At 63.5% G+C, this 22993-nt stretch carries 22 protein-coding genes; 9 read left to right on the forward strand and 13 right to left on the reverse strand.

What is annotated here, in order from left to right:
• Positions 1 to 5 precede the first annotated feature (5 nt).
• Genes AU381_RS15835 through AU381_RS15845 form a run of 3 tightly spaced genes read right to left on the reverse strand, consistent with a single transcriptional unit; the run spans position 6 to position 4753 of the window.
• Positions 6 to 2819 (reverse strand): DUF4159 domain-containing protein, encoded by a 2814-nt coding sequence (locus tag AU381_RS15835; RefSeq protein WP_064242712.1) that lies wholly within the window; start codon positions 2817 to 2819, stop codon positions 6 to 8.
• Positions 2816 to 3736 carry a DUF58 domain-containing protein gene (locus AU381_RS15840; protein WP_064242713.1) on the reverse strand — a complete coding sequence of 307 codons (921 nt, stop codon included), beginning with the start codon at positions 3734 to 3736 and terminating at the stop codon, positions 2816 to 2818. Before AU381_RS15840 ends, AU381_RS15835 begins: the two co-directional genes overlap by 4 nt.
• A gap of 3 nt (positions 3737 to 3739) precedes the next feature.
• Complete coding sequence (locus tag AU381_RS15845) at positions 3740 to 4753, reverse strand: AAA family ATPase (protein ID WP_064242714.1); 1014 nt, start codon at positions 4751 to 4753, stop codon at positions 3740 to 3742.
• A gap of 264 nt (positions 4754 to 5017) precedes the next feature.
• On the opposite strand from AU381_RS15845, the gene AU381_RS15850 reads away from it, so the two are divergent.
• From AU381_RS15850 to AU381_RS15860, 3 genes are read left to right on the forward strand one after another with little or no spacing between them, the layout of a single operon-like run.
• Positions 5018 to 5641 (forward strand): DUF1285 domain-containing protein, encoded by a 624-nt coding sequence (locus AU381_RS15850; RefSeq protein ID WP_064243113.1) that lies wholly within the window; start codon positions 5018 to 5020, stop codon positions 5639 to 5641.
• Entirely contained in the window at positions 5638 to 6270 is a 633-nt protein-coding gene (locus AU381_RS15855; protein WP_064242715.1) for a CoA pyrophosphatase, read from the forward strand. The genes AU381_RS15850 and AU381_RS15855 overlap by 4 nt, the downstream gene beginning before the upstream one ends.
• A complete protein-coding gene (locus AU381_RS15860) occupies positions 6267 to 7526 on the forward strand; it encodes a CCA tRNA nucleotidyltransferase (RefSeq protein ID WP_064242716.1) in 1260 nt (419 codons plus the stop codon). The genes AU381_RS15855 and AU381_RS15860 overlap by 4 nt, the downstream gene beginning before the upstream one ends.
• 9 nt (positions 7527 to 7535) lie before the next feature.
• Here AU381_RS15860 and AU381_RS15865 read toward each other — a convergent pair whose 3' ends face one another.
• Positions 7536 to 7721 carry a DUF1059 domain-containing protein gene (locus tag AU381_RS15865; protein WP_037414981.1) on the reverse strand — a complete coding sequence of 62 codons (186 nt, stop codon included), beginning with the start codon at positions 7719 to 7721 and terminating at the stop codon, positions 7536 to 7538.
• 301 nt (positions 7722 to 8022) lie between these two features.
• On the opposite strand from AU381_RS15865, the gene AU381_RS15875 reads away from it, so the two are divergent.
• Positions 8023 to 8565 (forward strand): adenine phosphoribosyltransferase, encoded by a 543-nt coding sequence (locus AU381_RS15875; protein WP_064242718.1) that lies wholly within the window; start codon positions 8023 to 8025, stop codon positions 8563 to 8565.
• A 33-nt stretch (positions 8566 to 8598) separates the two neighbouring features.
• On the opposite strand, the gene AU381_RS15880 is transcribed toward AU381_RS15875, so the two are convergent.
• Both AU381_RS15880 and AU381_RS15885 read right to left on the reverse strand, forming a co-directional pair.
• The gene (locus AU381_RS15880; protein ID WP_082910065.1) at positions 8599 to 9069 is read right to left on the reverse strand and encodes a MaoC family dehydratase; all 471 of its coding nucleotides are present in this window, start codon (positions 9067 to 9069) and stop codon (positions 8599 to 8601) included.
• Positions 9066 to 9518 (reverse strand): MaoC family dehydratase, encoded by a 453-nt coding sequence (locus AU381_RS15885; RefSeq protein ID WP_064242719.1) that lies wholly within the window; start codon positions 9516 to 9518, stop codon positions 9066 to 9068. Before AU381_RS15885 ends, AU381_RS15880 begins: the two co-directional genes overlap by 4 nt.
• Positions 9519 to 9643: 125 nt before the next feature.
• On the opposite strand from AU381_RS15885, the gene AU381_RS15890 reads away from it, so the two are divergent.
• Positions 9644 to 10738 (forward strand): hypothetical protein, encoded by a 1095-nt coding sequence (locus AU381_RS15890; protein ID WP_064242720.1) that lies wholly within the window; start codon positions 9644 to 9646, stop codon positions 10736 to 10738.
• A gap of 17 nt (positions 10739 to 10755) precedes the next feature.
• Here the strand turns inward: AU381_RS15890 and ychF are convergent, their stop codons facing one another.
• Entirely contained in the window at positions 10756 to 11859 is a 1104-nt protein-coding gene (ychF, locus tag AU381_RS15895) for a redox-regulated ATPase YchF (RefSeq protein WP_064242721.1), read from the reverse strand.
• Positions 11860 to 12035: 176 nt separating this feature from the next.
• Between ychF and clpS the strand changes: the two genes are divergently transcribed.
• A complete protein-coding gene (clpS, locus tag AU381_RS15900) occupies positions 12036 to 12347 on the forward strand; it encodes an ATP-dependent Clp protease adapter ClpS (protein WP_064242722.1) in 312 nt (103 codons plus the stop codon).
• Between the two features lie 13 nt (positions 12348 to 12360).
• Here the strand turns inward: clpS and pth are convergent, their stop codons facing one another.
• From pth to AU381_RS15925, 5 genes are all read right to left on the reverse strand, one after another.
• Positions 12361 to 13080, reverse strand: a complete 720-nt coding sequence (pth, locus tag AU381_RS15905; protein WP_064242723.1) for an aminoacyl-tRNA hydrolase — start codon at positions 13078 to 13080, stop codon at positions 12361 to 12363.
• 260 nt (positions 13081 to 13340) lie between these two features.
• Complete coding sequence (locus AU381_RS15910) at positions 13341 to 14075, reverse strand: substrate-binding periplasmic protein (RefSeq protein WP_064242724.1); 735 nt, start codon at positions 14073 to 14075, stop codon at positions 13341 to 13343.
• A 23-nt stretch (positions 14076 to 14098) separates the two neighbouring features.
• Positions 14099 to 16462 carry a putative bifunctional diguanylate cyclase/phosphodiesterase gene (locus AU381_RS15915; protein WP_064242725.1) on the reverse strand — a complete coding sequence of 788 codons (2364 nt, stop codon included), beginning with the start codon at positions 16460 to 16462 and terminating at the stop codon, positions 14099 to 14101.
• A gap of 241 nt (positions 16463 to 16703) precedes the next feature.
• Positions 16704 to 17315 carry a 50S ribosomal protein L25/general stress protein Ctc gene (locus tag AU381_RS15920; RefSeq protein ID WP_064242726.1) on the reverse strand — a complete coding sequence of 204 codons (612 nt, stop codon included), beginning with the start codon at positions 17313 to 17315 and terminating at the stop codon, positions 16704 to 16706.
• Between the two features lie 154 nt (positions 17316 to 17469).
• On the reverse strand, positions 17470 to 18684 hold the full coding sequence (locus AU381_RS15925) for a benzoate/H(+) symporter BenE family transporter (protein ID WP_280137779.1): 1215 nt from the start codon (positions 18682 to 18684) through the stop codon (positions 17470 to 17472).
• Between the two features lie 198 nt (positions 18685 to 18882).
• On the opposite strand from AU381_RS15925, the gene AU381_RS15930 reads away from it, so the two are divergent.
• From AU381_RS15930 to AU381_RS15940, 3 genes are all read left to right on the forward strand, one after another.
• Positions 18883 to 19839: a helix-turn-helix domain-containing protein gene (locus tag AU381_RS15930; RefSeq protein WP_064242727.1), complete on the forward strand. Its 957-nt coding sequence runs from the start codon at positions 18883 to 18885 to the stop codon at positions 19837 to 19839.
• A 287-nt stretch (positions 19840 to 20126) separates the two neighbouring features.
• Positions 20127 to 21635: an aldehyde dehydrogenase gene (gene adh / locus AU381_RS15935; protein ID WP_064242728.1), complete on the forward strand. Its 1509-nt coding sequence runs from the start codon at positions 20127 to 20129 to the stop codon at positions 21633 to 21635.
• Positions 21636 to 21770: 135 nt separating this feature from the next.
• Complete coding sequence (locus AU381_RS15940) at positions 21771 to 22142, forward strand: DUF779 domain-containing protein (RefSeq protein ID WP_064242729.1); 372 nt, start codon at positions 21771 to 21773, stop codon at positions 22140 to 22142.
• Positions 22143 to 22166: 24 nt separating this feature from the next.
• Here AU381_RS15940 and AU381_RS15945 read toward each other — a convergent pair whose 3' ends face one another.
• On the reverse strand, positions 22167 to 22922 hold the full coding sequence (locus AU381_RS15945) for an NYN domain-containing protein (protein WP_082910066.1): 756 nt from the start codon (positions 22920 to 22922) through the stop codon (positions 22167 to 22169).
• Positions 22923 to 22993: the final 71 nt, after the last annotated feature.

The raw sequence follows: 22993 nt of genomic DNA on the forward strand, positions 1-22993 counted from the left end.
CCGCCTCATTGTCCGAGCCGCTCGAGCAGGGCCGGGACGTGTACCTGGTCGGCTTTGTAGTTGCCGGTCAGCATGTACATCATGATGTTGACGCCGGAGCGGAAGGCATATTCGCGCTGCATCTCGTCCGGCGGGACCGTCGGCAGCAGGGCGACGCCATTGGTGTCCACCGCCCAGGCACCGGCAAAGTCGTTGCCGGTGATCATGATCGGCGTCACACCGTCGCCCGAACGGGCCGGCCGATTGCTCGGCTCGTCGCGATTTTCGAACTGCGCCTCGATCCAGAGCGGGCTTCCCGTGTAGCGGCCGGGGAAATTCGTCAGGAGGTAGAAGGCCTTTGTCAGCACGTGGTCGGCAGGCACCGGCTCCAGCGGCGGTATGTCCAGATTGGCCAATATGGCCTGCAGCCGTTCCGTGTTCGGGCCCGTGCCGCTCGAGGAGGCGCCGAGCGAGGAGAACTGGTCCCGCGTGTCGAACAGCACGGTGCCGCCGGCGCGCATATAGGCGTCGATGCGGCTGACGGCTTGCGGGCTCGGCATGGGTGCGCTGGCCGAGACCGGCCAGTAGATGATCGGATAGAGGCTGAGTTCGTCCCTGATGATGTCGAGTCCGACCGGCGCGCCGGGTTCAAGCGTCGTGCGGTAGGTCAGGAAATCGGTCAACCCGCGAAGGCCGCTCTCCGAAAGCCGATCGACCTCGTCCTCGCCGGTGACGACATAGGCGAGATGCGTCGTGTCCAGACGTTCGAGAATACCCTCGTCGCCGGGGCGGGTGTCGTCCGCATGGACCTGTGGCGGCGTGAAGAGGGCGCTTGCGGCAACCGCGAAGACCAGCACCGATGCGGCGCGCGCCACGCGGTGGCGGGAAAAGGCGCCGCTCATCAAGAGCACGATGACGGCGTCGGCAATGAGCAGGAGCAGGGCGAGCGTCAGCAGGGCCGGCTTCAGCGACCAGCTCTCGGCACGCGCGAGCCGCTCGACGGTATGAGGGCCGGCAAGGGTCATGTCGATCCGCTTGAGTTCCGCGTCGCGCGGCAACAGGTTCAAGGCCGTGAATCCGTCCTCGGAGCCGTAGAGACCGGGCGGGTTGTCGGGCGTGGTGGCGGGGGTCTTGCCGGGCTGCAGCTCCAGCGGGCGGGAATTGCCGGTTTCCGCGACCAGCACGCCGTCGGCATTGAGAAGCCGGAAGGGCGCCAGCGTGTGCGCCTGCGCCGCCTTGCTTTCACCGGCAACGCCGCCGCTGCGTGAAAGCTGGACGCTGCGGCGAAGCATCTCGACGAAATGCCCGGAGATCGGCAGGTTCGACCAGGTCGCCTCGGCGCTGACATGGAAGAGGACGATGCGGCCGGTGCCCCGCGCAGCCGTCGTGACCAGTGGAGTGCCATCGGCGAGGTTTGCCCAGGTGCGCTCGACGAGATCCGCCGTCGGCTCGGCGAGAACCTGTCGTTTGATGAGAATGTCGCTCGGCCGCGCCATGCCCGCGAAGGGGCTGTTGGCCGGATAGTCGGCAAGCGGCTGCGGCTCCGACCAGGAAAGCGCGCCGCCGAGCGCCCGCTCCCCTTGCCGGAGCGTGACAGGCACGAGCGGATCGTCCGCTGGGGCTGCGGCAAGGCGCGGACCGGCGAAGCGGATCAGCATGCCACCGTTCTCGATCCACTTCGCCAGCAGCGGATAGGTTTCCTCGGGCAAGCGGCCGATGTCGGCCATGATCAGGACGGAGGGGCGCTGCTCCAGGAGTTCGGGAATGGCGACGGCGAGATCGGTCTCGCGCGGTTCGATGAGATCGGCATAGGGGGCAAGCGCCCGATTGATGTAGTAGAGCGGCGACAACAGCGGCTGCGAGAGGTCACGCGCCTCGCCGCTGAGAAGTGCGACGCGACGCCGGCGGAAACCGTCGTCGAGCAGATGGGTGGCGCCGGCGGTCGCCGCGCCTTCGATGCCGAGGCGGGCGAAATCGTTGCGCAGTTCGAATGGCGCTTCGATCGTTCCCTTGGCGATAGCTGCCCCTGGCGCGAAGTCGATCGTGCCGTCGGCGATGGCACGGCCGCGGCTATCATAGGCGACGATCGAAAGAGACCGGCGGTCGTCCGTCTTCAGGCGGGTTGCCGTCACCGACATGCCGCTCGACTCGTTGGTCGTGCTGGTCAGTGCCACCGCCTGGCCGCCGTCGGCCTCGATCACCCGAACTTCGGCGGCGCCGATCTCGTTCAGCGCCCCCATGGTCTTGTCATCAGCCGATTCGATGCCATCGGTGACGAAGGCGATCGTCCCGGGCGGGGTGTCCTTGAACGCGGTCTTGAGCGCCGCAAGCGCCGATCGGCGATCGGCAGGAAGCGGCTCTGGCGCGGCAGCCGCGAGCCGCGTGCGTGCGGTGGCGGCCGATGCCGGCGCCGCGTCGTGCTGTCGATCGCCGGTGAAAAGGACCGAAACCGCAAGGTCCTTCGCCTCGGCATCGTCGATCATCGCCGAGGCCGCCTCGACCCTTCGCTCCCAATCGGGCGCGGTCGCCCAGCTGTTGTCGATCAGGAGCGCCAAAGGACCGGAGGAGGCAAGCGTGTTGCTGCGGGGATTGAAGACCGGGTCCGCGATCGCAAAGATAACCGCTGCGGCCATCAGCATCCTGAGCAGCGTCAGCCACCAGGGGCTTTTCGACGGCGTCTCCTCACGCTTCATCACCGAGGCGAGGATGCGGAGCGGCGGAAAGACTTCCGCTGCCGGCCTCGGCGGCATCATGCGCAGGAGCCACCAGATCACCGGCAAGGCCAAAAGCGCTGCCAGTATAGCGGGGTTGGCAAAGGCGAAGGCGAGGCCCCCGATCATAGCTGACCCCCGTGTGTCGCGCGGGTAGGCAATCCGGAAAGATACATGTGCACGGAAACAAGGGCTTCAGATGCCGGCCGGTCGGTCCGGTGCGGAATGAAGGTCCAGCCGAGATGGCGAAGACTCGCGCCGATGCCGTCGCGGCGGGCGCGATAGGCACGCTGGTAGTCATCACGCAGGATCTCGGCGCGGCCGGCCGTCAGTTTCTCGCCGGTTTCCGGATCGGTGAATTCGGTGCGGCCCGTATAGGGGAAGACCTCTTCGGCCGGGTCGGCGATTTCGACGACATGGCCGCGCAGTCCCCTGCGGGCAAGCGGGCCGAGACGCTCCATCACCTTGTCGGCCGGATCGAGGAAGTCGCCGATCAGGACCAGATCGCTGGCGCCGCGGATCATGCCGGTCTCGGGCAGACCGCCGGCAAGCGGGCTCAACATGATTGCGGCCGCCAGCCGCTCGGCGGCATTGCGGGCAGAAACCGGTTCCATCACCCCGGGGCAGCCGATCCGCTCGCCGGAGCGGGCGAGGATTTCGGCAAGCGCCAGCATCAGCACCAGTGCGCGGCTTTCTTTCGAGACGGTGCCCAGCGTCGATTTGTACATCATCGAGGGCGAAAGATCGGCCCAGAGCCAGATCGTGTGCGCCGCTTCCCATTCGCGGTCGCGCACATAGGTGTGATCGTCGCGGGCGGAGCGGCGCCAGTCGATGCGCGACAGGCTTTCGCCCTGGCTGTAGGGGCGGAACTGCCAGAAATTCTCGCCGATGCCGCGCTTGCGCCTGCCGTGCCAGCCGGCAATCACTGTGTTCGCAATGCGGCGGGCCTCGACAAGGCAGTCGGGAACAAGCATCGCGCGCTGTTGGGCGCGCGACAGGACTTCTCCGGAAGGTGTGCGCGCGACTGTCTGCCCGATCGAGGCCATGCGCTATCCCTTGGCTCGCTTTACCAATTCGGCAATGACATCCCGCACCGTCATGCCTTCGGCGCGGGCCGCGAAGGTCAGCGCCATGCGGTGCTGCAGCACGGGTTCGGCAAGCGCAAGGACATCATCGATGGAGGGCGCCAGCCGGCCGTCGTAGAGCGCCCGGGCCCGGGCACAGAGCATCAATGCCTGGCCGGCGCGAGGACCCGGTCCCCAGGCGACGTTCTTGTCGGTGGCCGGATTGCCATTTCCCGGTCGCGCGGAGCGCACGAGCGCCAGGATGGCGTCTACGACCTTTTCGCCGACGGGCATCTGGCGAATAAGACCCTGGAGCTGCTGCAGGCGCTCGGCATTGATGACGGGGCGGGCCTCCGCCTCCGTCACGCCGGTGGTCTCCAGCAGGATCCGCCGTTCGGCGGCGAGCTCCGGATAACCGACATCGACCTGCATCAGGAACCGGTCGAGCTGGGCTTCGGGCAGGGGATAGGTGCCCTCCTGTTCGAGCGGGTTCTGGGTCGCGAGCACATGGAAGGGCTGCGGCAGGTCCTTGCGGGCGCCGGCGATGGTGATGTGATATTCCTGCATGGCCTGCAGCAGCGCCGATTGGGTGCGCGGCGAGGCTCGGTTGATCTCGTCCGCCATCAGAAGCTGGGTGAAGATCGGACCGGGGATGAACCGGAAGGAGCGATGGCCCGCGGCATCCTGGTCCATCACTTCCGACCCGAGAATGTCCGAGGGCATCAGGTCGGGCGTGAACTGAATGCGGCTGTTGGCGAGGCCAAGTACCGTGCCGAGGGTGGCGACGAGCTTGGTCTTGGCGAGGCCGGGCACGCCGACGAGCAGGGCATGACCGCCGGAAAGCACCGCCAGCAGCGTCTGCTCGACGACGCTCTCCTGGCCGAAGATGACTTTGCCGACCTCCGCCCGGATGAGCGCAATTTCCCCGAGAGCCGCTTCCGCGGCAGCGACGATCGCCTTCTCGTCGGCCGCTTCGGCCGCGCTCTTCATTACACTCATCGCCTGTCTCCCGCTCGTGCGCGTCGAACCGACACGGCATCATCCGTCCGCCGGTTCCCCTTTTTTCAATTTAGACCCTGGCAGACGGCTGACAAGCCGCCGCCAACGCACTATCTCGTGAGCTTCAAGAAGCCTTGAAGCCTACTGGTGTTTCTCCGCGAAGCGCGAAGCCCGGTCAAGGTGCTCGTAACCGATGACGAACATCCCGAATATAGCGTGGACGCGCTATTTCCTGGAAAGATTGGGGCCAAACGGGACAGAACGATGGCAGAAACGAAGATTCAGCAGACGGGCGATGCGGCGGGGCTTGCCGCGCTGATCGCGCGCGCTGCCGGCCAGACGGGGGGCGAGGCAAGAGGGCTGCCGCCGGTCGAGCGCTGGAATCCGCCATTCTGCGGCGACATCGACATGGAAATCCGCGGCGATGGAACGTGGTTCTACATGGGCACGCCGATCGGCCGGCAACCGCTGGTGAGATTGTTTTCGACCGTCCTGCGCAAGGACGACGACGGCAGGACCTATCTCGTCACCCCGGTGGAAAAGGTCGGCATCCGCGTTGCCGATGCGCCGTTCATGGCCGTCGAGATGAGCGTCACCGTGAGGGACGGCGAAACCGTGCTCACCTTCCGGACCAATGTCGGCGACGTGGTGGAGGCGGGGCCGGAGCATCCGCTGCGCTTCGTCATCCATGGCGACAACCGCGAACTGAAACCCTATCTGCACGTGCGCGGCCGTCTCGAGGCGCTCGTTTCCCGGCCGGTCATGTACGACATCGTCGAACGCGGCGAAACCGCCCTGATCGACGGCGCCGACATGTTCTGCGTCAGGTCCGCGGGAACCGTCTTCCCGATCATGCCGGCAGCCGAACTGGAAGCGCTGTCGCGATGAGCCATCCGCTGTTTTCCGCCGACGAGTTCCGTCGCCGCGCGCTCAAGCAGGCGGGCGGTCCGGTCGAGACCGCCTGGCGCGATCACGGCGACTTCCTCCTCAACCCCGGCATCGTCCCCTATCTCGAGTCCCTGCATCTCAAGGATGCTGCGGTGCTCGTTCCGGTGGTCGACGACGGCGACGATGCGAGCGTCATCTTTACTCAGCGCACCTCGCATTTGCGCAAGCATTCGGGTCAGGTGGCCTTTCCGGGCGGAGCTGTCGACCCCGAGGACCACTCCATCGAGGTGGCGGCGCTCCGGGAGGCGCAGGAGGAGATCGGCCTCGACCCGCGCTTCGTCGAGCCGGTCAGCCGTCTGCCGCACTATATGGCAATGTCCGGTTTTCGCATCACCCCGGTCCTTGCCGTTGTTCAGCCCGGTTTCGAGCTCGTGCCCAATCCCGAAGAGGTCGAAAGCGTGTTCGAGGTGCCGCTCTCCTTCCTGATGAACCCCGGCAATCATGATCGCGGAAGCCGCCACTGGGAGGGCGCGGAGCGGCATTTCTACCGGATGCCCTATGGCGAGCGGAACATCTGGGGAATCACGGCCGGCATCGTCCGCATGCTCTACGAAAGGCTTTATGCATGACATCCATCGCCGCCGAGGCCTGGTTTCAGGCTCCATCGCTCAGCCGAGTCTTCGAGCTGTTGAACGCCGACGGCGGCGAGGTGCGGGTCGTCGGAGGTGCGGTTCGCAACAGCCTTCTCGGCCTGCCGGCGGGTGACGTCGATCTCGCGACCAGCTGGCATCCGCAGGATGTAGCGGAGCGGGCGAGGGGTGCAGGCATCAAGGTGGTGCCGACGGGCATCGACCACGGCACCGTCACGCTGGTGATCGACGGGATACCCTATGAGGTGACGACGCTGCGCCGCGACGTCGCGACCGATGGCCGACGCGCCGAGGTGGCCTTCGGCACCGACTGGAAAGAGGATGCGGAGCGCCGCGACTTCACGATCAACGCCCTCTATGCGGACGTCAAAGGCGAGATTTTCGACTATGTCGGCGGACTGCCAGACATCGAGAGCCGGACCTTGCGCTTCATCGGCAGCGCCGCAGAGCGGGTCGCGGAGGACTATCTGCGCATCCTGCGCTTCTTCCGCTTCTTTGCCCATTACGGTCAGGGCCGCCCGGACGCGGAGGGGCTCAGGGCCTGCGCGCAGGCGCGTGCGAAGCTCGCGACGCTATCGGCGGAACGCGTCTGGGGCGAGCTGAAAAAGCTGCTTGCAGCCGAAGATCCGGGTCGTGCTCTGCTGTGGATGCGCCAGGCAGGCGTGCTCGGTGAGGTTCTGCCTGAGAGCGAGAAATGGGGGATCGACGCCATCCCGGGCCTGATCGCGGCCGAGAAGATCTTCTCCTGGAAACCGGAACCGCTCTTGCGGCTCGCGGCCATCGTCCCGCCAGACGCCGAGCGGCTGGAAGCGATGGCGGCGCGGCTGCGACTTTCGAAAGCGGAAGCGGCCTTTCTCGTCTGCTTTGCCAAGGCGCCGGCCATGGCCGCGACGCTCGCGGACGCAGCGCTCGATCGTGAACTCTACCGGAAGGGTGCCGAGGGCATTGTTGCGCGCCTCAAGCTTTCGCTCGCTTCGGCGCGGCGCAAATCGGAAACCGACCCGGCGTACCTTGCCGAAACCGCCTCCTTTCAGCGGTTGTTGGCGCGCGCTGAGAAGTGGCAGCGGCCCGTCTTCCCGTTGAATGGGGCGGATGTTCTGAAAGCAGGCGTTCCAGCGGGGCCGAAGATCGGCGAACTGCTCACGGAGCTCGAAGATTTCTGGATCGCCCGCAATTTCAATGTCGACCGGGCGACGCTCGTCGCCCGGCTCGAATCCCGGCTGCATCCCGGCTGAAAGCCGCGGTCACGCAGCCTGGGTCTCGTCGACGATACGAGCCTTGATGTTGTCGATCATGTTTTCGCGGATCACCGTCTCTCCGTGGGTGTCGCGCATGTGCTCGACAACGCGGCGGACGATTTCCGCATCGTTGTCGGCGCGGGTATGCCAAGGGCAACCCGGAACGAGAGAACCGCATTCGAACAGGCGCATGGTGTTCCTCCTTTCTCTGGACCCGCATGCTTTCGCATCAAGCCAAAGCAGTGTGATCTCATCCAAGAAGTTCGAGCGGGACTGGGCGAAAGACCGCCGACGACCTTCTCATCCCGCTCTGTCGTCATCGCGATTGAACAGAGCCTCGGCCGGAACCTGCCGACGGGCAAGGGTAACATCAACCCGAGGTTCGGCCAAATCGTTCCGGCCGGCATCGCGCAAAGAAATCCCCGTGAAGATGCGGCTCGATGGTGCTATGGCTTTGCCATCCTCAAGACTTTGAAAAGGCCGTTTCCACACCATGCTCGCTGTTCAATCGGAACTGATTTCCGCCATCCGGAGCATTCCGGACTATCCGAAGCCCGGCATCGTCTTTCGCGACATCACGACGCTGCTCGGCAATCCGAAGACGTTCCGCCGGACGATCGATGAACTCGTGCATCCCTATGCCGGAACCAAGGTCGACAAGATCGCAGGCATCGAAGCACGCGGCTTCATCCTGGGCGGCGCGATCGCGCATCAGCTTTCGGCCGGCTTCGTGCCGATCCGCAAGAAGGGCAAGCTGCCGCACGAGACGGTGAGGATCGCCTACAGCCTCGAATACGGCGTGGACGAGATGGAGATGCACAAGGACGCGATCGAGCCCGGCGAAAAGGTGATCCTCGTGGATGACCTGATCGCCACCGGCGGAACCGCCGAGGGCGCCACCAAGCTCCTGCAGCAGATGGGAGCCGACATCGTCGCCGCCTGCTTCATCATCGACCTGCCGGATCTCGGCGGGCGCAAGAAGCTGGAGGCGCTCGGTGTGAAGGTCCGCACCCTGATCGAATTCGAGGGGCATTGAGCGATGTGAAGCGAGGGCTCGGCGCTCGGCTGCTCAGGTGAATTCGATGACCTTGCTCTCGAAGCGGATCACCGGCTCTTGGTGCTGGTTTTCGCCCTCGCAGAGGATGGTGTTGATGCGCCAGCCGGGGCGGGAGGCAAGCGCCCGGGCTTCGACGAGCGTGACGGCATAGGTAATGGTGTCGCCTGCATAGACCGGCTTCAGCCATCTGAGTTCCCGGAAGCCGGCCGCGGGGCCGAGTCTGGGGGCGTGCAGCCCCTCTGCCGCCAGGCGCCGGGCCTCGTCCGCCCAGAAGCTGACGAAGCACTTCATCCAACCGGCGCCGGTGTGCCAGCCGGAGGCGCAAAGCCCGCCGAAGAGCGAGCGTCTCGCTTCCTCCGCGTCGAGATGGAAGGGCTGCGGATCGAAGTCGCGGGCGAAGCGGATGATGTCCTCTGCCGTGAATGTCAGGCTGCCGATCACGGTCTTGCGGCCGGCCGCATAGAGTTCGTCGAGTGTCATCATGGCCGCGCAGCCTCCCGGCGCCGAAACATGATCGAACATTCGGAGACCGCAACCGGTTCACGGCTCTGATTGCTGATTTCGTTGCGGAACTTCACGAAACCGATCTGGGGCTTCGATTTGGACGGGCGCGCCTCCAGAACCAGGCTGAAGCCGGAAATCACGTCTCCGGCGAGCACCGGTTTCTTCCAGTCCATGAAGTCGATGCCGGGCGAGCCCTGCGACGACGAATGAGCGAGGAAAGCATCGATCATCATCCGCATGCCGATGGCGCTGGTGTGCCAGCCTGAGGCGGAAAGGCCGCCGAGGATGCTGTGCCTACCGGCTTCTTCGTCGAGATGCATCGGCTGCGGGTCGAACTCGCCGGCGAAGGCGATCATATCTGCCGCCTGCATTTCAACCGGTCGATAGTCGAAGCGCCGTCCCGGCGTGAAATCCTCGAAATAGAGCATGCCGCCTTCCTCATACTTCGCCGCCGTGTCTGGCCAGCTTCTGGTAGCTCCACATTGCGCTTGACGTGGGTTCATGCAACCACTTACTTGGGGTTGCACCCTCCTGCCTGTACAAGGAGCGAATCTTGAACGAACTGAACACAGCACTGACCGCCGCTGCCGACAAGGGGATCATCTCGCCGCATCAGGTAAGAGATCTCGAAGCATATCTTTTGGAGCGCGGCATTGGTACAGGCGGCCATGACGCAGCGCTGCGGCGGGACGAGCCAGCCGAAATGCCGGCAGAAGATTGCGAGCAGCCGCGCTTTCTCAGAGGATTTCACGACATCCTGATCACGATCGGAGTCGTGGTCGTCCTGGTGGGCCTTTGGGGCATTGGCGGCGCAATTACGATGCTACCTGCAATCCTGGTCCTCGCCGAAATACTGATTCGACGGCAGCGGCTGGCCTTGCCCGCGGTCAGCCTGTCGCTTGCACTCATTTGCTGCGTTGCCATTGTGGCGCGCGGTGTTGTGATTGCTTGGGAAGAGACATGGGAGCCGCTTACCCGCGGCCTGATCTTCGTTTGCGCCTTCCCGCTACCGCTCTGCTTGTTCTATTGGCGTTACCGGGTTCCCCTGTCGCTCGCGCTGCTCCTCCTCTCACTCGCTGCCACTGCGGTGATTTTTGTGCTCTTCCTCCTCAAAAAGATGTGGGGAATTGACCCTGGCCTGGAAATCTATCCGCATCTGCTCTCCAGTATCGTGCTCGTCGCGGCACTGGCGGTTTTCGGGGTGGCGCTGCGATATGACATCTCGGATCCGCGGCGACTGACACCGCGTTCGGACACCGCCTTCTGGCTGCATATGGCAGCAGCGCCGGCATTGCTCTATGCGATGCTCGGCTTCATCACCTTTGCCGGCGGTGATGAGATTTGGTTGAGCGGCGAGAGGGGCGTTGGCCAGGCCGTGGCCGTCTTGCTGCTTGTCGCCTTCCTCATGGCAATTGGCGTGGTGATCGACCGCCGGGCCTTCGTGACATCGGGTCTGTTGTCGCTGGGCGGCGCCATCTGGGCCATCGTCAGCAAGACTGGCGTCTCATTCGACACCTACGTCTTTGTTGTCTTCGCTGTCGTCGGTGTGACTGTGCTCGCCATCGGCATCTTCTGGCAGGCGCTGCGCCGCATGGCGATGCGGCTGCTACCGGAAGCCATCACGGCGCGACTGCACGCCACGCAGTGATGGCATCACGGGTCCGTTTAAGTGTTGAAGCGGAAGTGGATCACGTCGCCGTCCTGGACCACGTATTCCTTGCCCTCGTCGCGTGCCTTGCCGGCTTCCTTGGCACCAGTTTCCCCGCCAAGGGCGATGTAGTCGTCATAGGCGATCGTGTTGGCGCGGATGAAGCCGCGCTCGAAGTCCGAGTGGATGACGCCGGCCGCCTGCGGCGCCTTGGTGCCGCGCGGGATGGTCCAGGCGCGCGTCTCTTTCGGACCCACGGTGAAATAGGTGATGAGGTCGAGCAGCTTGTAGCCGGCGCGGATCAGTCGGTCGAGACCGGCTTCTTCCAGTCCCAAGGCGGCGAGGAATTCCTTGGCTTCCTCTTCCGGCAGTTGCGCGACCTCGGATTCGATCGCCGCTGAGATGACGACGGTTTCGGCGCCCTGGGCCTTGGCCATTTCGGCGACGGCGCGGGTGTGTTCGTTGCCCGCTGCCGCGTCGGCTTCGGCGACGTTGCAGACGTAGAGAACCGGATGGGCGGTGAGAAGGTTGAGGCCCTGCAGGATGCGCAGCTCCTCGGCATCGAGCTTCGGCAGCAGGGTGCGCACCGGCTTGCCTTCCTGCAGGAGCTTCAGCGAGGCTTCCATGATCGGAAGCTGCGCCATGGACTCCTTGTCCTTGCCGGTCGCGCGCTTGCGCGTCTGTTCGGTGCGCCGCTCGAGGCTCTCGAGGTCGGCGAGCATCAGCTCGGTCTCGATCGTCTCGGCGTCCTCGACCGGGTGGATGCGGCCCTCGACGTGGGTAATGTCGTCATCCTCGAAGCAGCGCAGTACATGCACCACGGCATCCACCTCGCGAATGTTGGCGAGGAACTGGTTGCCGAGGCCTTCGCCCTTGGATGCGCCACGCACCAGGCCGGCAATGTCGACGAAGGAGATACGGGTCGGAACGATTTCCTTCGACCTGGCGATGTCGGCAAGCTTGCGCATGCGCGAGTCGGGCACCGCGACCTCGCCGGTGTTCGGCTCGATGGTGCAGAACGGATAGTTCGCCGCCTGCGCCGCCGCCGTCTTGGTCAGCGCGTTGAAGAGTGTGGACTTGCCGACATTCGGCAGCCCGACGATACCGCATTTGAAGCCCATGGCTAAAACCTGTCGTTCTCGAATTTCTTGGGCGTGGCTATGGGATAAAGGAGAGGAGCGGTCAAGCTCTTCGCGCGCAACGGATGGAACTCAGCCGGCTACGACTTGAACGCCGATGCCGCGCGCGCGATAGTGGGTCCGACCTTTCCGCATGTCATCAACGGGTGAATTTTCCGATGAGTGACAATGAAGTCGCCCCGAAACGAAAAACGAAGGTTAAGCCCAAGCTCGAGCGGCCAAGGCTCTACAAGGTCATCCTCGTCAACGACGACTACACGCCTCGCGACTTCGTGGTGATGGTGCTGAAGGCGATCTTTCGCATGAGCGAGGACACCGGTTATCGGGTGATGATGACCGCTCATAAGCTGGGCACGTCGGTCGTCGTGGTCTGCGCCCGGGACATTGCCGAGACCAAGGCCAAGGAAGCGACCGACCTCGGCAAGGAAGCCGGCTTCCCCCTGATGTTCACCACGGAGCCGGAAGAATGAGCCGGCCAGCCCCTCAGTCTCCCTTTGAGCCGAACATCTTCTTCAGCATGTCGGCCATCGGCCCGGTTGTCGGCAATTTCTTCGGTTGGGCGGCGTTTCGGGCCTGGTGTATGTGAGATTGCGCGACCTGCTTCTTCGGCGCCTGCGGCGCATCCGCGTCGGGCTTGCCGCCTGTGGCAAGAGCGATCTTGTTCATGAGCTGCGAGTCTTCGGCTTTCGCGAGCATTCCGGCATTCTCGGCGATCGTGTCGAGGAGCGGCGAGAGCCAGGCCTGGTCGGCCTTGGCGAAATCGCCGAGCACATGCGCATGCACCAGGTCCTTGACGCCCGGATGGCCGATGCCGAGGCGCAGGCGGCGGTACTCCTTGCCGCAATGCGCGTCGATCGACTTGATGCCGTTGTGGCCGCCGTGGCCGCCGCCGGTCTTGATACGCGCCTTGCCGGCGGGGAGATCCAGCTCGTCATAGATGACGACGATGTCCTTTGGCGCGAGCTTGTAAAAGCGCATCGCTTCGCCGACCGCCTCGCCGGAAAGATTCATGAAGGTCTGCGGCTTGATCAGCAGGACGCGTTCGCCGCCGATCTCGCCCTCGGCGATTTCCGCCTTGAACTTCTTCGACCAGGAGGAGAACCCCTGGCGCCGCTGGATCGCATCGACCGCCATGAAGCCGATATTGTGGCGGTTACCGGCATATTTTGGCCCCGGATTGCCTAGGCCCGCGATGATCAGCATGTGGCCGACTCCTGATGCTTCCTGCCTACAGAAATGGGTGCTGAATCCGAAGAGCGTGGAAGTGCTTCTCTACGTCCGCCCCTCATCCGCCTGCCGACACCTTCTCCCCGCAAGCGGGGAGAAGGGACTCGCGACACCAGCTTCGTCCCCTCTCCCCGCGAGCGGGGAGAGGGCTAGTCCTCGGGTTAAACCCGAGGAGAGGGGCAATCACCCGTATCCCGTAAGCAACCCCAAACACCGTCGCCCGAGCAAGTCAATCTCTATTTCGCCGCCTGCTTTATGCCGTCCGGACGAAGGCCGTATTGCTCGTAGATCCGATCCTGGTCTCCCGCGGCGATCAGGCGGTTGAGTTCGACCTGCATGCGAGCGACGATCTCATCGGGCATGTCGATGTGGCAGGCGATGCCGTATTGCTTGCCTTCGAGCACCAGCGCCGCCTCGACAGGCTTTCCGTCGGCCTGCATCGTCTCGAAGGTCTTTTCCGAGGTCATCATCAAGTCGACGCGGCCGGCGATCAGCTTCTTCAGCGTCGAGTCGAGGCTGGCGGCATAGTCGATCTTCTGAAAGCCGCGCTCCGTCAGATAGGTCGCGGAAAAGTCCTCGCGCTGCGTTCCGACGATGAACTGCTTGGCCTCATCGAGCGACCACAGCTTGATGGCGGAGTCCTTGTGGCGCACCATGATCATCTGGTCGACGAGAAGCGGCTCGACCCATTTGAACTTCTTGTCGCGCCCCGCGTCATGACCCGTCGTGAAAACGCAATGCCAGGGTTCGCTTTCTGCAAGTGCGAAGGCGCGCGCCCATGGCAGGACCTCGATCTCGTAGGGGAGCTCGACGGCCTTCATGATCAGCGCGATCTGGTCGACCGACGCGCCGCTCGCACCTTTGTCGGTCGAGAAATTGTAGGGCGGGTATTCCTCGGTGACGAAACGGATCGTCTCGGCGTGAGCGGCGGAGGAAAGACCGAGGAAGAATGCCAGGATCAGTTGCTTCACGCCTTGTCTCCTTCTTGCCCCTTCTATGCAGGGGCGCTGGCCTTGGCTTCGGAATCGTTCTCCAGCATGGTCAGCATACCGTCTATCGGCATCGGCCGGCTGAAGAGATAGCCCTGGCCATAATCCACACCGAGCTTGCGCAGGAGTTGCCACTGCTCTTTCGTCTCGATACCCTCGGCGACGACGGTGCAGCCCATCTGGTGCGAGATCGTTCGAATGCCCTTGATCAGCATTCGGCTCTTGCGCCGGACGTCGGCGGCCCCGGTGCTCAAGGAGCGCGTGAAGGATTGATCGACCTTGACGATATCGACCGGGAAGCGGTTGAGGTAGCTCAGCGACGAATAGCCTGTACCGAAATCGTCGAGAGCGATGCGGCAACCGAACTCGTTCAGTTGTTTCAGGACCGCATGAACTTCCGGGTTGTCGAGCATCAGCACAGCTTCGGTGATCTCGACGACGATGCGCTGCGGCGAGATATGATGCTTGAGAAGAAGCGCCGCGAGCTTGTGGGGCAGGGTCAATTCGAACTGCAACGGCGAGAAGTTGACGGCGAGATAGGTGCTCTGGGTTCCGTCCAAAGCGGAGATGGCAGCAAGATGCCGGATCGCCTTTTCGAGGACGCGGTCGCCGATGCGGCCGATCGTGCCGGTCTCTTCGGCAATGCCGATGATCTTGCCCGGCGGCATCAGGCCCTTTTCCGGATGATTGAGGCGCATCAGCGCTTCGAAGCCGACAATCTGCCCGTCCTCAAGGCTGACGATCGGCTGCAGCCAGGCTTCGAACCAGTCCTCCTTCAGGCCTGCCTCTATGCATTGCTCGATCTCGTGGCGCTCGCGGGCCGCGTCTAGCATGCCGGCATCGAAGACCTGCAGGCCGTTCTTGCCATCGCGTTTGCGGGCATACATGGCCATGTCTGCCTTGAGCAGCAGGTCGGAGGCGCCGGAGGCGTGGGTCGGGTAGACCGAAACGCCGACGCTGGCGCTGACGAGGAGCTCGTTTCCGGCGACCGTCATTGGTTCGTGTAGCGCCGTGCAGATGCCGCCGCCGATGTCGCTTGTCAGGGCAGAGACGTCCGTTGCGGCAATGAGGATGGCGAATTCGTCGCCGCCTAGCCGCGCGATCACATCCTCAGCCCTAAGCGCGGCCCGGATGCGCTCCACCGTCTTGCGCAAGACCGCATCGCCGGCGGCGTGCCCGAAATTATCGTTGATCCACTTGAAGCGGTCCAGATCGATGAACAGGCAGGCGAGTTGCATGCCGCACTGGTCGGCGCTCAGAATGGCCTGGTCGAGCGCATTCTCGAAACCTTGCCGGTTCAGAAGCCCGGTCAAGTGATCGGTGATCGCCTGCGTGTGGTTGCGGCTCTCGGCTTGTTTCAAGGCGGTGACGTCGGTCATCACCGAAAGCGAGATCTCGCCGCCGCTCGTTTCCGTTTCCAGGATGAGCACGGTCATGAACTCGCCATCCGCCTTGCGGAAGGGCAGGGTCAATGCGCTGGTGTCGTGACCATCCGCCGCTGCGGCTCTCGAGCGCAGATGATAGGCCTCGTGCCAGGAAGGATCGATGAAATCGGTGAAGCTTCGCCCGGTCACTTTTTCGCGGGTGTAGCCGGTCGCCAGCAGCCAATAGTCGCTGACCGCGGTCAGCCGGCCTGCCGCGTCAAGGGAGAAGAGCATCGCCGGCGTCAGATCATAGGTCTCGGTGGCACGGGCATGGGCGCTCTTCAGTTCCATCTCCTCGCGCTCCAGCCGGTCCTGCATGGCATTGAAGTTGGCAGCCAAGGCGCCCATCTCGTCGTCTGACCTCCAATCGACCCGGTGGCGCGACCCGAGGCGGCGCGTTGCCTCGATTGCTGCAGTCAGCCGCATCAGCGGGCGGATCACGGTGAAGCGATTGGCGATCAGTGCCGCCGTAAAGACGGTCGCGACGGCAAAAAGCAGGATGGCGAGGATGGTCCACTCGTCCTTGCTGAAGCGCACCAGGGGGCCGGAAGTCGGTATGACGACCTTAAGCCCTCCGATGGGCACGGGGCCCTTAACACTGTCATAGGAAATGGCGGTTTCCAGAGCCGTGCCAACCGCGGCGATTTTTCCAGGGGGTAATTCAGCGAGGATATTTCCTGCCGTATCGCGTATGGTGACGGCGCGAATGTCGGTCGCGCTCATGAGCGAACGAGCGATCCGCTCGATGCCGTCCTGATCGAAATCCCAGATCGGCTTGCCGAGCGCTTCACCGCTTGCTTCCATCAGCAGTTCGACATTGTGCAGGCGTTCCCGCGCGACGCGTTCGCTGGATACGACTAGGAAAAGTACCAACAAGGGCGCAACGAACACAAGCATTGCGCCGCAGACGATCGCAACAAACCGGCTCTCCACCGAGTGCATCATCGGATGCTCCCGCCAGCGGCCGTCACCAGTCTCAACATTCGGATTCTCTTGCACTGCCACGCTATGTCCCTCGCGTGCAGAACATCATCAAAACCTTAAATGTTGCTGAAATTGCACGCCGAGATTTCATGTTGTCCGAAGACGTCTCGCGCTTTGCGTGCGGTGCGCAAACAAAAACCCGCCCAGGGTGGGGCGGGTTTCTCGAATGCTGGCGGTCGTCAGCCGTTGCGGCGGTCGCCGATCAAGCTTCCGCTTCGCCCTCGGCTTCTTCTACAGCTTCAACTTCCTGCGCGCGGCCGGCGATCGTGGCGATCGTGAAGTCGCGATCGGCGATGACCGGGGTCGTGCCGGCCGGAAGCTTGACGTTGGAAATGTGGACGGTATCGCCGATCTTGAGGCCGCTGAGGTCAACGCTCAGGAACTCAGGGATGTTGTCGGCGGAAACGTTCAGTTCGACTTCGTGGCGAACGATGTTCAGCGTGCCGCCCTGCTTCAGGCCCGGGGACTTCTCTTCGTTTTCGAAGTGGACCGGAACCTGGACCGACACCTGGCTGCCCTTGGAGACGCGCAGGAAGTCGACATGCATGGTGAAATCGCGGACCGGATCCAGCTGGTAGTCCTTCGGCAGGACGCGGATCTTCTCGCCGTTGACGTCGATCGTCGCCACGGTGGTCATGAAACCGCCGGCGTGGATCTTCATCGTCACTTCCTTGGTGGAGAGCGCGATGGAAAGGGGGGCTTGCTTGTCACCGTAGATGACAGCCGGGATAAGACCGTTGCGGCGAAGTTCACGGGAGGACCCCTTACCAACCCGTTCGCGCGTCTCGGCCTTGAGCTCGTAAGTCTGGCTCATGGATAGACCTTTCTGGTTATTTGGAGAGTTCGTCCGTCAAGTCGGAAGAACTTGAAGCCGCTGGCGGCCTCATCCGCGTTGCCTCCAAGGGTGTCTGCGCGGACGCCGGGTCCATAGCGGAGAACCACTTGAAATGCAAGGAGCGCTGCGCATCTCAGCCCTTGCGCCGGGAAAAACGCGCGAGCGCCAGCATGAGACCTCCCGCAATCAATCCCCAAAAGGCCCCGGAGACGCCGGCAAGACTGACGCCCGATGCGGTGACGAGGAACGTGATGGCGGCGGCCTCGCGGGTCCGGGCTTCCGAGAAGGCGGCGACGGCCGAACTCGAAAAGGCGCCGATGAGCGCCAGGCCGGCGACGGCCTCGATCAGCACCGGTGGCGCCAGGCTGACGAAGGTGGTGACGGCGCCGGCGAGCAGGCCGAAGGCGATATAAGTGATGCCGGCGTTGATCGCCGACCAATAACGGCGGTCGCGCTCCGGATGGGAATCGGAGCCGGCGCACATGGCCGCGGTAATCGCCGCCAGGTTGACGGCGTGGCCGCCGAAGGGTGCGCTGAACAAGGAAAAGAGTCCGGTTGCCGCAAAGAGCGGGCCGGGATTCGGGTGATAGTCGTTAACCTTCAGCACGGCGATGCCGGGAATATTCTGCGAGGCCATGGTAACGATGAAGAGCGGCAGGGCGATGCTGATCATCGCCGCGGCATTGAAAACGGGGGACACGAACTCAGGCTTGGGGACGAGAGCGGAAGCGAGTTGCGCAAAGGCATGGTCCGGCATGTCGACGCCGAAGGCGATCACAAGCACGAAGGCGAGAAGGGCTGCCGGCACGGCATAGAGTTTGTTGAGGCTGCCGACGATCGCCCAGGCGAGGACGATCGGCAGGCCGAAGAGCGGGTTGAAGGCGATCGCCTTCACCGGCGCGAAGCAGAGGCTCAGGAGCACGCCGGCGAGCATCGCGTTCGCGAGCGCCGGGGGAATGGAAGAGACCATCCGGCCGAGCGGCTTCCAGAGGCCGGCGACGACGATCAGCAGTCCGCAAACGAGAAAGGCGCCGACGGCGGCGTTGAAGCCGCCCTGGACTGCTCCGGAAGTCGCCAGCAGCGCCGCACCGGGCGTCGACCAGGCGATGCTGACCGGAAGCCGCGTGACGATGCTGATGACGATCGCGCAGACGCCCATTGAAATCGACAGAGCCATCAGGCCCGAGGCCGCCTGTGCCTCGGTGGCGCCGACGCCGGCGAGGCCATGCAGAATGACGGCGAAGGAACTGGCGAAACCGACGAAGGCGATCAACACGCCCATGAAGAGGCTTTGCACGGAAAAATCACGAAGCATGGCGGAGAACCGGATGTTGCGGACGAGTAGCAAGTGTCGATCGACGACGTAGCATATCGATGGGCCTGTCGATACAGCCGGGCCTTCGCCGAAGCCTGCACTTGCACGACCTTCGTCTTGCTGGACCGGCCGCGCTGCCTCAGCCTATAGTGCCCGCGGACGCGGCGCGCCGATATGCTGAGATCGGTGAACGCGATTTGCCGCCGGAGGACGCTTTCAGGGAGGGGGCGAATGCCTGCAGCCAGGGACCATACGGAACACGTCTACAGGACCACGCAGCAGTCGTCGGCAGCGGTCAGTTCGCCGGTCGCCGCCTCGTGGCGGCGCTGCCTGACCCTGCACGGCCTGGCCCCCGAGGAGGCGCGTTTGCCGTGGCGCCTTGCCGATGGCGAGTTTCGGCAGGCGCGCGAACGCTCCGGGGTGCTGATTGCGGAAGCCGTCGGCGAGCTCGACCGGCTGTTCGCCGTCATCGTGAAGGCCGGATGCTGCCTGTTGCTCACCGACGAAAAGGGGGTTGCGCTCGAGCGGCGTGGGGCAGGCGGGGACGATAAGGATTTCCGCGGTGTCGGCCTTTGGTCGGGCACCGTGTGGAGCGAGGCGAGCGTCGGAACCAACGGCATCGGCACGGCGATCGCCGACGAGCGCCCCGTCGTCATTCATCGCGACCAGCATTTCTTGAGCCGCAATATCGGCCTGAGCTGCGCGACAGCGCCGATCCGCGACGAAACCGGGCGCCTTGCCGCGGCGCTCGACATTTCCACCTGCCGCGACGACGCCTCGGAGGCGACACTCTCGATTCTCTCGCAGGCGGTGCGCGATGCGGCCGCCCGCATCGAGGCAAACCTCTTCCGCCGGGCATTTGCCGAAGCGCGGATCGTGCTGGTCCCGGCCGATCGCCAAGGGCCAGCTCTGCTCGCCGTCGACCGCGACGACCTTGTGCTCGGCGCGACGCGGGCGGCCCGGCAGTGGCTCGGGCTCGACGACAAGCGCATTGCCGCCGGCGTTCCCGCGTCCGACCTGCTCCAGGAAGGCGTCTGCAGGGAAGGAGCCGAATTGCCGGATGCAGAGAGAGCGGCGCTGCGCCGCGTCCTGTCGCGCACCAACGGCAACGTGTCGATGGCTGCAGACCTCCTCGGGATCAGCCGCGCGACGCTCTACCGGAAGATGAAACGGCTTTCGTTGAATTGAGCGGCGTATGCCCGATTTGCCCCTCACCCTAGCCCTCTCCCCGTTTTGACGGGGAGAGGGGACTGGCACCGGTGCGGCATCGTCCTTCTCCCCGTCAAAACGGGGAGAAGGTCGCGGCAGCGGGATGAGGGGCAAGACGCAATGCCGTACGATAGTGGAGGCCACCTGTCTCAATTCTGAAACAGATGGCACTGCCGGCTGCCGGGGCACTCTACCGCAAATCCGCACACGGCTTCACTCTTCCTCCCACAGCAATCGGAGTGCTGTTTTTTCGAAGGGAGGAAGCCATGCTTCATCAGAAGATTCTCGAGAACCCGTTCAAGCACAAATACGGAAATTTCGTCGGCGGCGAATGGCGCGAGCCGGTCGCCGGCCGCTATTTCGACAACACCACGCCGGTCACCGGCGGTTCGCTATGCCGGGTGGCCCGTTCGGATGCGGCCGATATCGAACTTGCGCTCGATGCGGCCAATGCCGCCAAGGAGAAGTGGGGCCGGACCTCGACCACCGAGCGCTCCAACATCCTGATGAAGATCGCCGCGCGGATGGAGGACAATCTCGAGCTTTTGGCGCGGGCCGAGACCTGGGACAACGGCAAGCCGATCCGCGAGACGTTGGCCGCCGACATTCCGCTGGCGATCGATCATTTCCGCTACTTCGCCGCCTGCATCCGGGCTCAGGAAGGCTCGATCGGCGAGATCGACCACGATACGGTCGCCTATCATTTCCATGAGCCGCTCGGTGTGGTCGGCCAGATCATTCCTTGGAACTTCCCGATCCTGATGGCCGCCTGGAAGGTGGCGCCGGCGCTTGCGGCCGGCAACTGCGTCGTCCTGAAGCCGGCCGAACAGACGCCGGCCTCGATCCTCGTGCTCGCCGAACTGATCGCAGACCTGCTGCCGCCGGGCGTGCTCAACATCGTCAACGGCTTCGGGCTCGAAGCGGGCAAGCCGCTGGCGACCAGCCCGCGCATCGCCAAGATCGCCTTTACCGGGGAGACGACGACCGGGCGGCTGATCATGCAATATGCCAGCCAGAACCTCATTCCGGTGACGCTCGAGCTCGGCGGCAAGTCGCCGAACATCTTCTTCGCCGACGTGCTCAACGAGGATGACGATTATTTCGACAAGGCGCTCGAAGGGTTTGCCATGTTTGCGCTCAACCAGGGCGAGGTCTGCACCTGCCCGAGCCGGGCGCTGGTGCAGGAAAGCATCTACGACCGCTTCATGGAGCGGGCGCTGAAGCGGGTCGAGGCGATCCGGCAGGGCAATCCGCTCGATAAAGCGACGATGATCGGCGCGCAGGCGTCGGGCGAGCAGCTGGAGAAGATCCTCTCCTATATCGACATCGGCAAGCAGGAAGGCGCCGAGGTCCTGACCGGCGGCGAACGCAACGTGCTCGAGGGCGAGCTCTCCGGTGGCTACTACGTCAAGCCGACGGTGTTCCACGGCCATAACAAGATGCGCATCTTCCAGGAGGAAATATTCGGGCCGGTCGTGTCGGTGACGACGTTCAGGACCGAGGACGAGGCGCTCGAGATCGCCAACGACACGCTCTACGGCCTCGGTGCCGGCGTCTGGAGCCGCGACGCCAATCGCTGCTACCGTTTCGGCCGCGAGATCCAGGCCGGCCGCGTCTGGACCAATTGCTACCATGCCTATCCGGCGCATGCCGCCTTCGGTGGTTACAAGCAATCCGGCATCGGCCGCGAGACCCACAAGATGATGCTCGACCATTACCAGCAGACCAAGAACATGCTGGTGAGCTACAGCCCGAAGGCGCTCGGCTTCTTCTGATCCCGGCCGTCAGAAATCAGGCGGGGTGCGGGCGTCAAACCGCTCGCACTTCCTCATCCCGCCTGTGCCGGCGATCCTCCCGGCAGGCTCCCGATTTTCCATCGGGAGCCGTCGGCGTTTTGGAAGGAGAGAATAATGACGGACACAAAAGGCGAGCCGCGCGTGCTTGCGACCGACGCGGCAATCGAGCTCATCCGCGAAATTCGCCGCGATCATCCGGATATCCTGTTCCACCAATCGGGCGGCTGCTGCGATGGCTCCTCGCCCATGTGCTACCCGGCGGACGACTACATCGTCGGCGACAATGACGTGAAGCTCGGCGAGATCGACGGCGTGCCGGTCTACATCAGCGCCAGCCAGTTCGAAGTCTGGAAGCACACGCAACTGATCATCGATGTCGTGCCGGGCAGGGGCGGGATGTTCTCGCTCGACAACGGCCGGGAGAAGCGCTTCCTCACGAGGTCACGGCTTTTCGGCGGCGAGGCGTGTGCCTTGAGGCGCGGATAACGCTGGCCGCGAGTCAAACCTGGCTCATTTGCGCCTTACGTAATTCGAGCCGCCGCCGTTCGATTTATACTCTACGGACGAAATACTCTCCATCAGCGTGCTGAGTTTGTTAAATCCATAATTTCGGTGATCGAAATCCGGCATGCGTTTGTTGAGCACGCTACCGACTGCGCCGAGGTGCGCCCAGCCGTCATCGCCCGACGTGTCGTCAACTGCGGCCAGGATTTCCTTCAAAGGCAGGTTCGTCTGCTTGCCCGAACTTGCATTGCCTTTTGGATCCTTCTCAAGAAGAAGATCGCAATAAAAGAAACGATCGCAGGACTTAACATAAGGATTGGATGCCTTCTTTTCCCCAAAGCCGTAAACGGACAGACCATCTTCGCGGATTCGGCTTGCGAGAGAAGTGAAATCGCTGTCACTCGAAGCGATGCAGAAGCCATCGACTTGCCCGCGATGCAGGATATCCATTGCGTCGACCGCCAGCTTCAAGTCGGTGGAATTCTTGCCCTTCGCTGCTGGTATGACATGAACCGGTGACAGCGTATATTCATGCACCAGCGGCTGCCACGCCGCCGTCGCAGGACTGCCAAAATGTCCATAAACCCGCTTAATGACAATGGTGCCAATGGCCGATGCTTCGCGAATGATAAGCGGTAGAAAACCCGAACGAATATTATCGGCGTCTATCAATATCGCAAGGCGATCGCGCTGCCCCTGAAAGCCAATTTCCTTTTTGCTTACGCCTAATCTTCTGAAATTAAATGGAACTATGCGGCGCACGCCTCAGAATTGTCAATGTGCGTGGACTTTCGGCACGGTTGCAGGTCGGTGGCTCGCCCGAGGCGGCCATT

Source organism: Sinorhizobium glycinis (genome assembly GCF_001651865.1).
Classification (GTDB): domain Bacteria; phylum Pseudomonadota; class Alphaproteobacteria; order Rhizobiales; family Rhizobiaceae; genus Sinorhizobium; species Sinorhizobium glycinis.

Excerpts from the sequence above, each read along its gene's own strand:
- adh (WP_064242728.1), top strand. The coding sequence starts at position 20,127 with ATGCTTCATCAGAAGATTCTCGAGAACCCGTTCAAGCACAAATACGGA.
- AU381_RS15885 (WP_064242719.1), bottom strand. The coding sequence starts at position 9,518 with ATGCTCTATTTCGAGGATTTCACGCCGGGACGGCGCTTCGACTATCGA.
- clpS (WP_064242722.1), top strand. The coding sequence starts at position 12,036 with ATGAGTGACAATGAAGTCGCCCCGAAACGAAAAACGAAGGTTAAGCCC.
- pth (WP_064242723.1), bottom strand. The coding sequence starts at position 13,080 with ATGCTGATCATCGCGGGCCTAGGCAATCCGGGGCCAAAATATGCCGGT.
- AU381_RS15865 (WP_037414981.1), bottom strand. The coding sequence starts at position 7,721 with ATGCGCCTGTTCGAATGCGGTTCTCTCGTTCCGGGTTGCCCTTGGCAT.
- AU381_RS15915 (WP_064242725.1), bottom strand. The coding sequence starts at position 16,462 with ATGATGCACTCGGTGGAGAGCCGGTTTGTTGCGATCGTCTGCGGCGCA.
- AU381_RS15920 (WP_064242726.1), bottom strand. The coding sequence starts at position 17,315 with ATGAGCCAGACTTACGAGCTCAAGGCCGAGACGCGCGAACGGGTTGGT.
- AU381_RS15875 (WP_064242718.1), top strand. The coding sequence starts at position 8,023 with ATGCTCGCTGTTCAATCGGAACTGATTTCCGCCATCCGGAGCATTCCG.
- ychF (WP_064242721.1), bottom strand. The coding sequence starts at position 11,859 with ATGGGCTTCAAATGCGGTATCGTCGGGCTGCCGAATGTCGGCAAGTCC.
- AU381_RS15845 (WP_064242714.1), bottom strand. The coding sequence starts at position 4,753 with ATGAGTGTAATGAAGAGCGCGGCCGAAGCGGCCGACGAGAAGGCGATC.
- AU381_RS15855 (WP_064242715.1), top strand. The coding sequence starts at position 5,638 with ATGAGCCATCCGCTGTTTTCCGCCGACGAGTTCCGTCGCCGCGCGCTC.
- AU381_RS15930 (WP_064242727.1), top strand. The coding sequence starts at position 18,883 with ATGCCTGCAGCCAGGGACCATACGGAACACGTCTACAGGACCACGCAG.
- AU381_RS15880 (WP_082910065.1), bottom strand. The coding sequence starts at position 9,069 with ATGATGACACTCGACGAACTCTATGCGGCCGGCCGCAAGACCGTGATC.
- AU381_RS15850 (WP_064243113.1), top strand. The coding sequence starts at position 5,018 with ATGGCAGAAACGAAGATTCAGCAGACGGGCGATGCGGCGGGGCTTGCC.
- AU381_RS15940 (WP_064242729.1), top strand. The coding sequence starts at position 21,771 with ATGACGGACACAAAAGGCGAGCCGCGCGTGCTTGCGACCGACGCGGCA.
- AU381_RS15860 (WP_064242716.1), top strand. The coding sequence starts at position 6,267 with ATGACATCCATCGCCGCCGAGGCCTGGTTTCAGGCTCCATCGCTCAGC.
- AU381_RS15835 (WP_064242712.1), bottom strand. The coding sequence starts at position 2,819 with ATGATCGGGGGCCTCGCCTTCGCCTTTGCCAACCCCGCTATACTGGCA.
- AU381_RS15840 (WP_064242713.1), bottom strand. The coding sequence starts at position 3,736 with ATGGCCTCGATCGGGCAGACAGTCGCGCGCACACCTTCCGGAGAAGTC.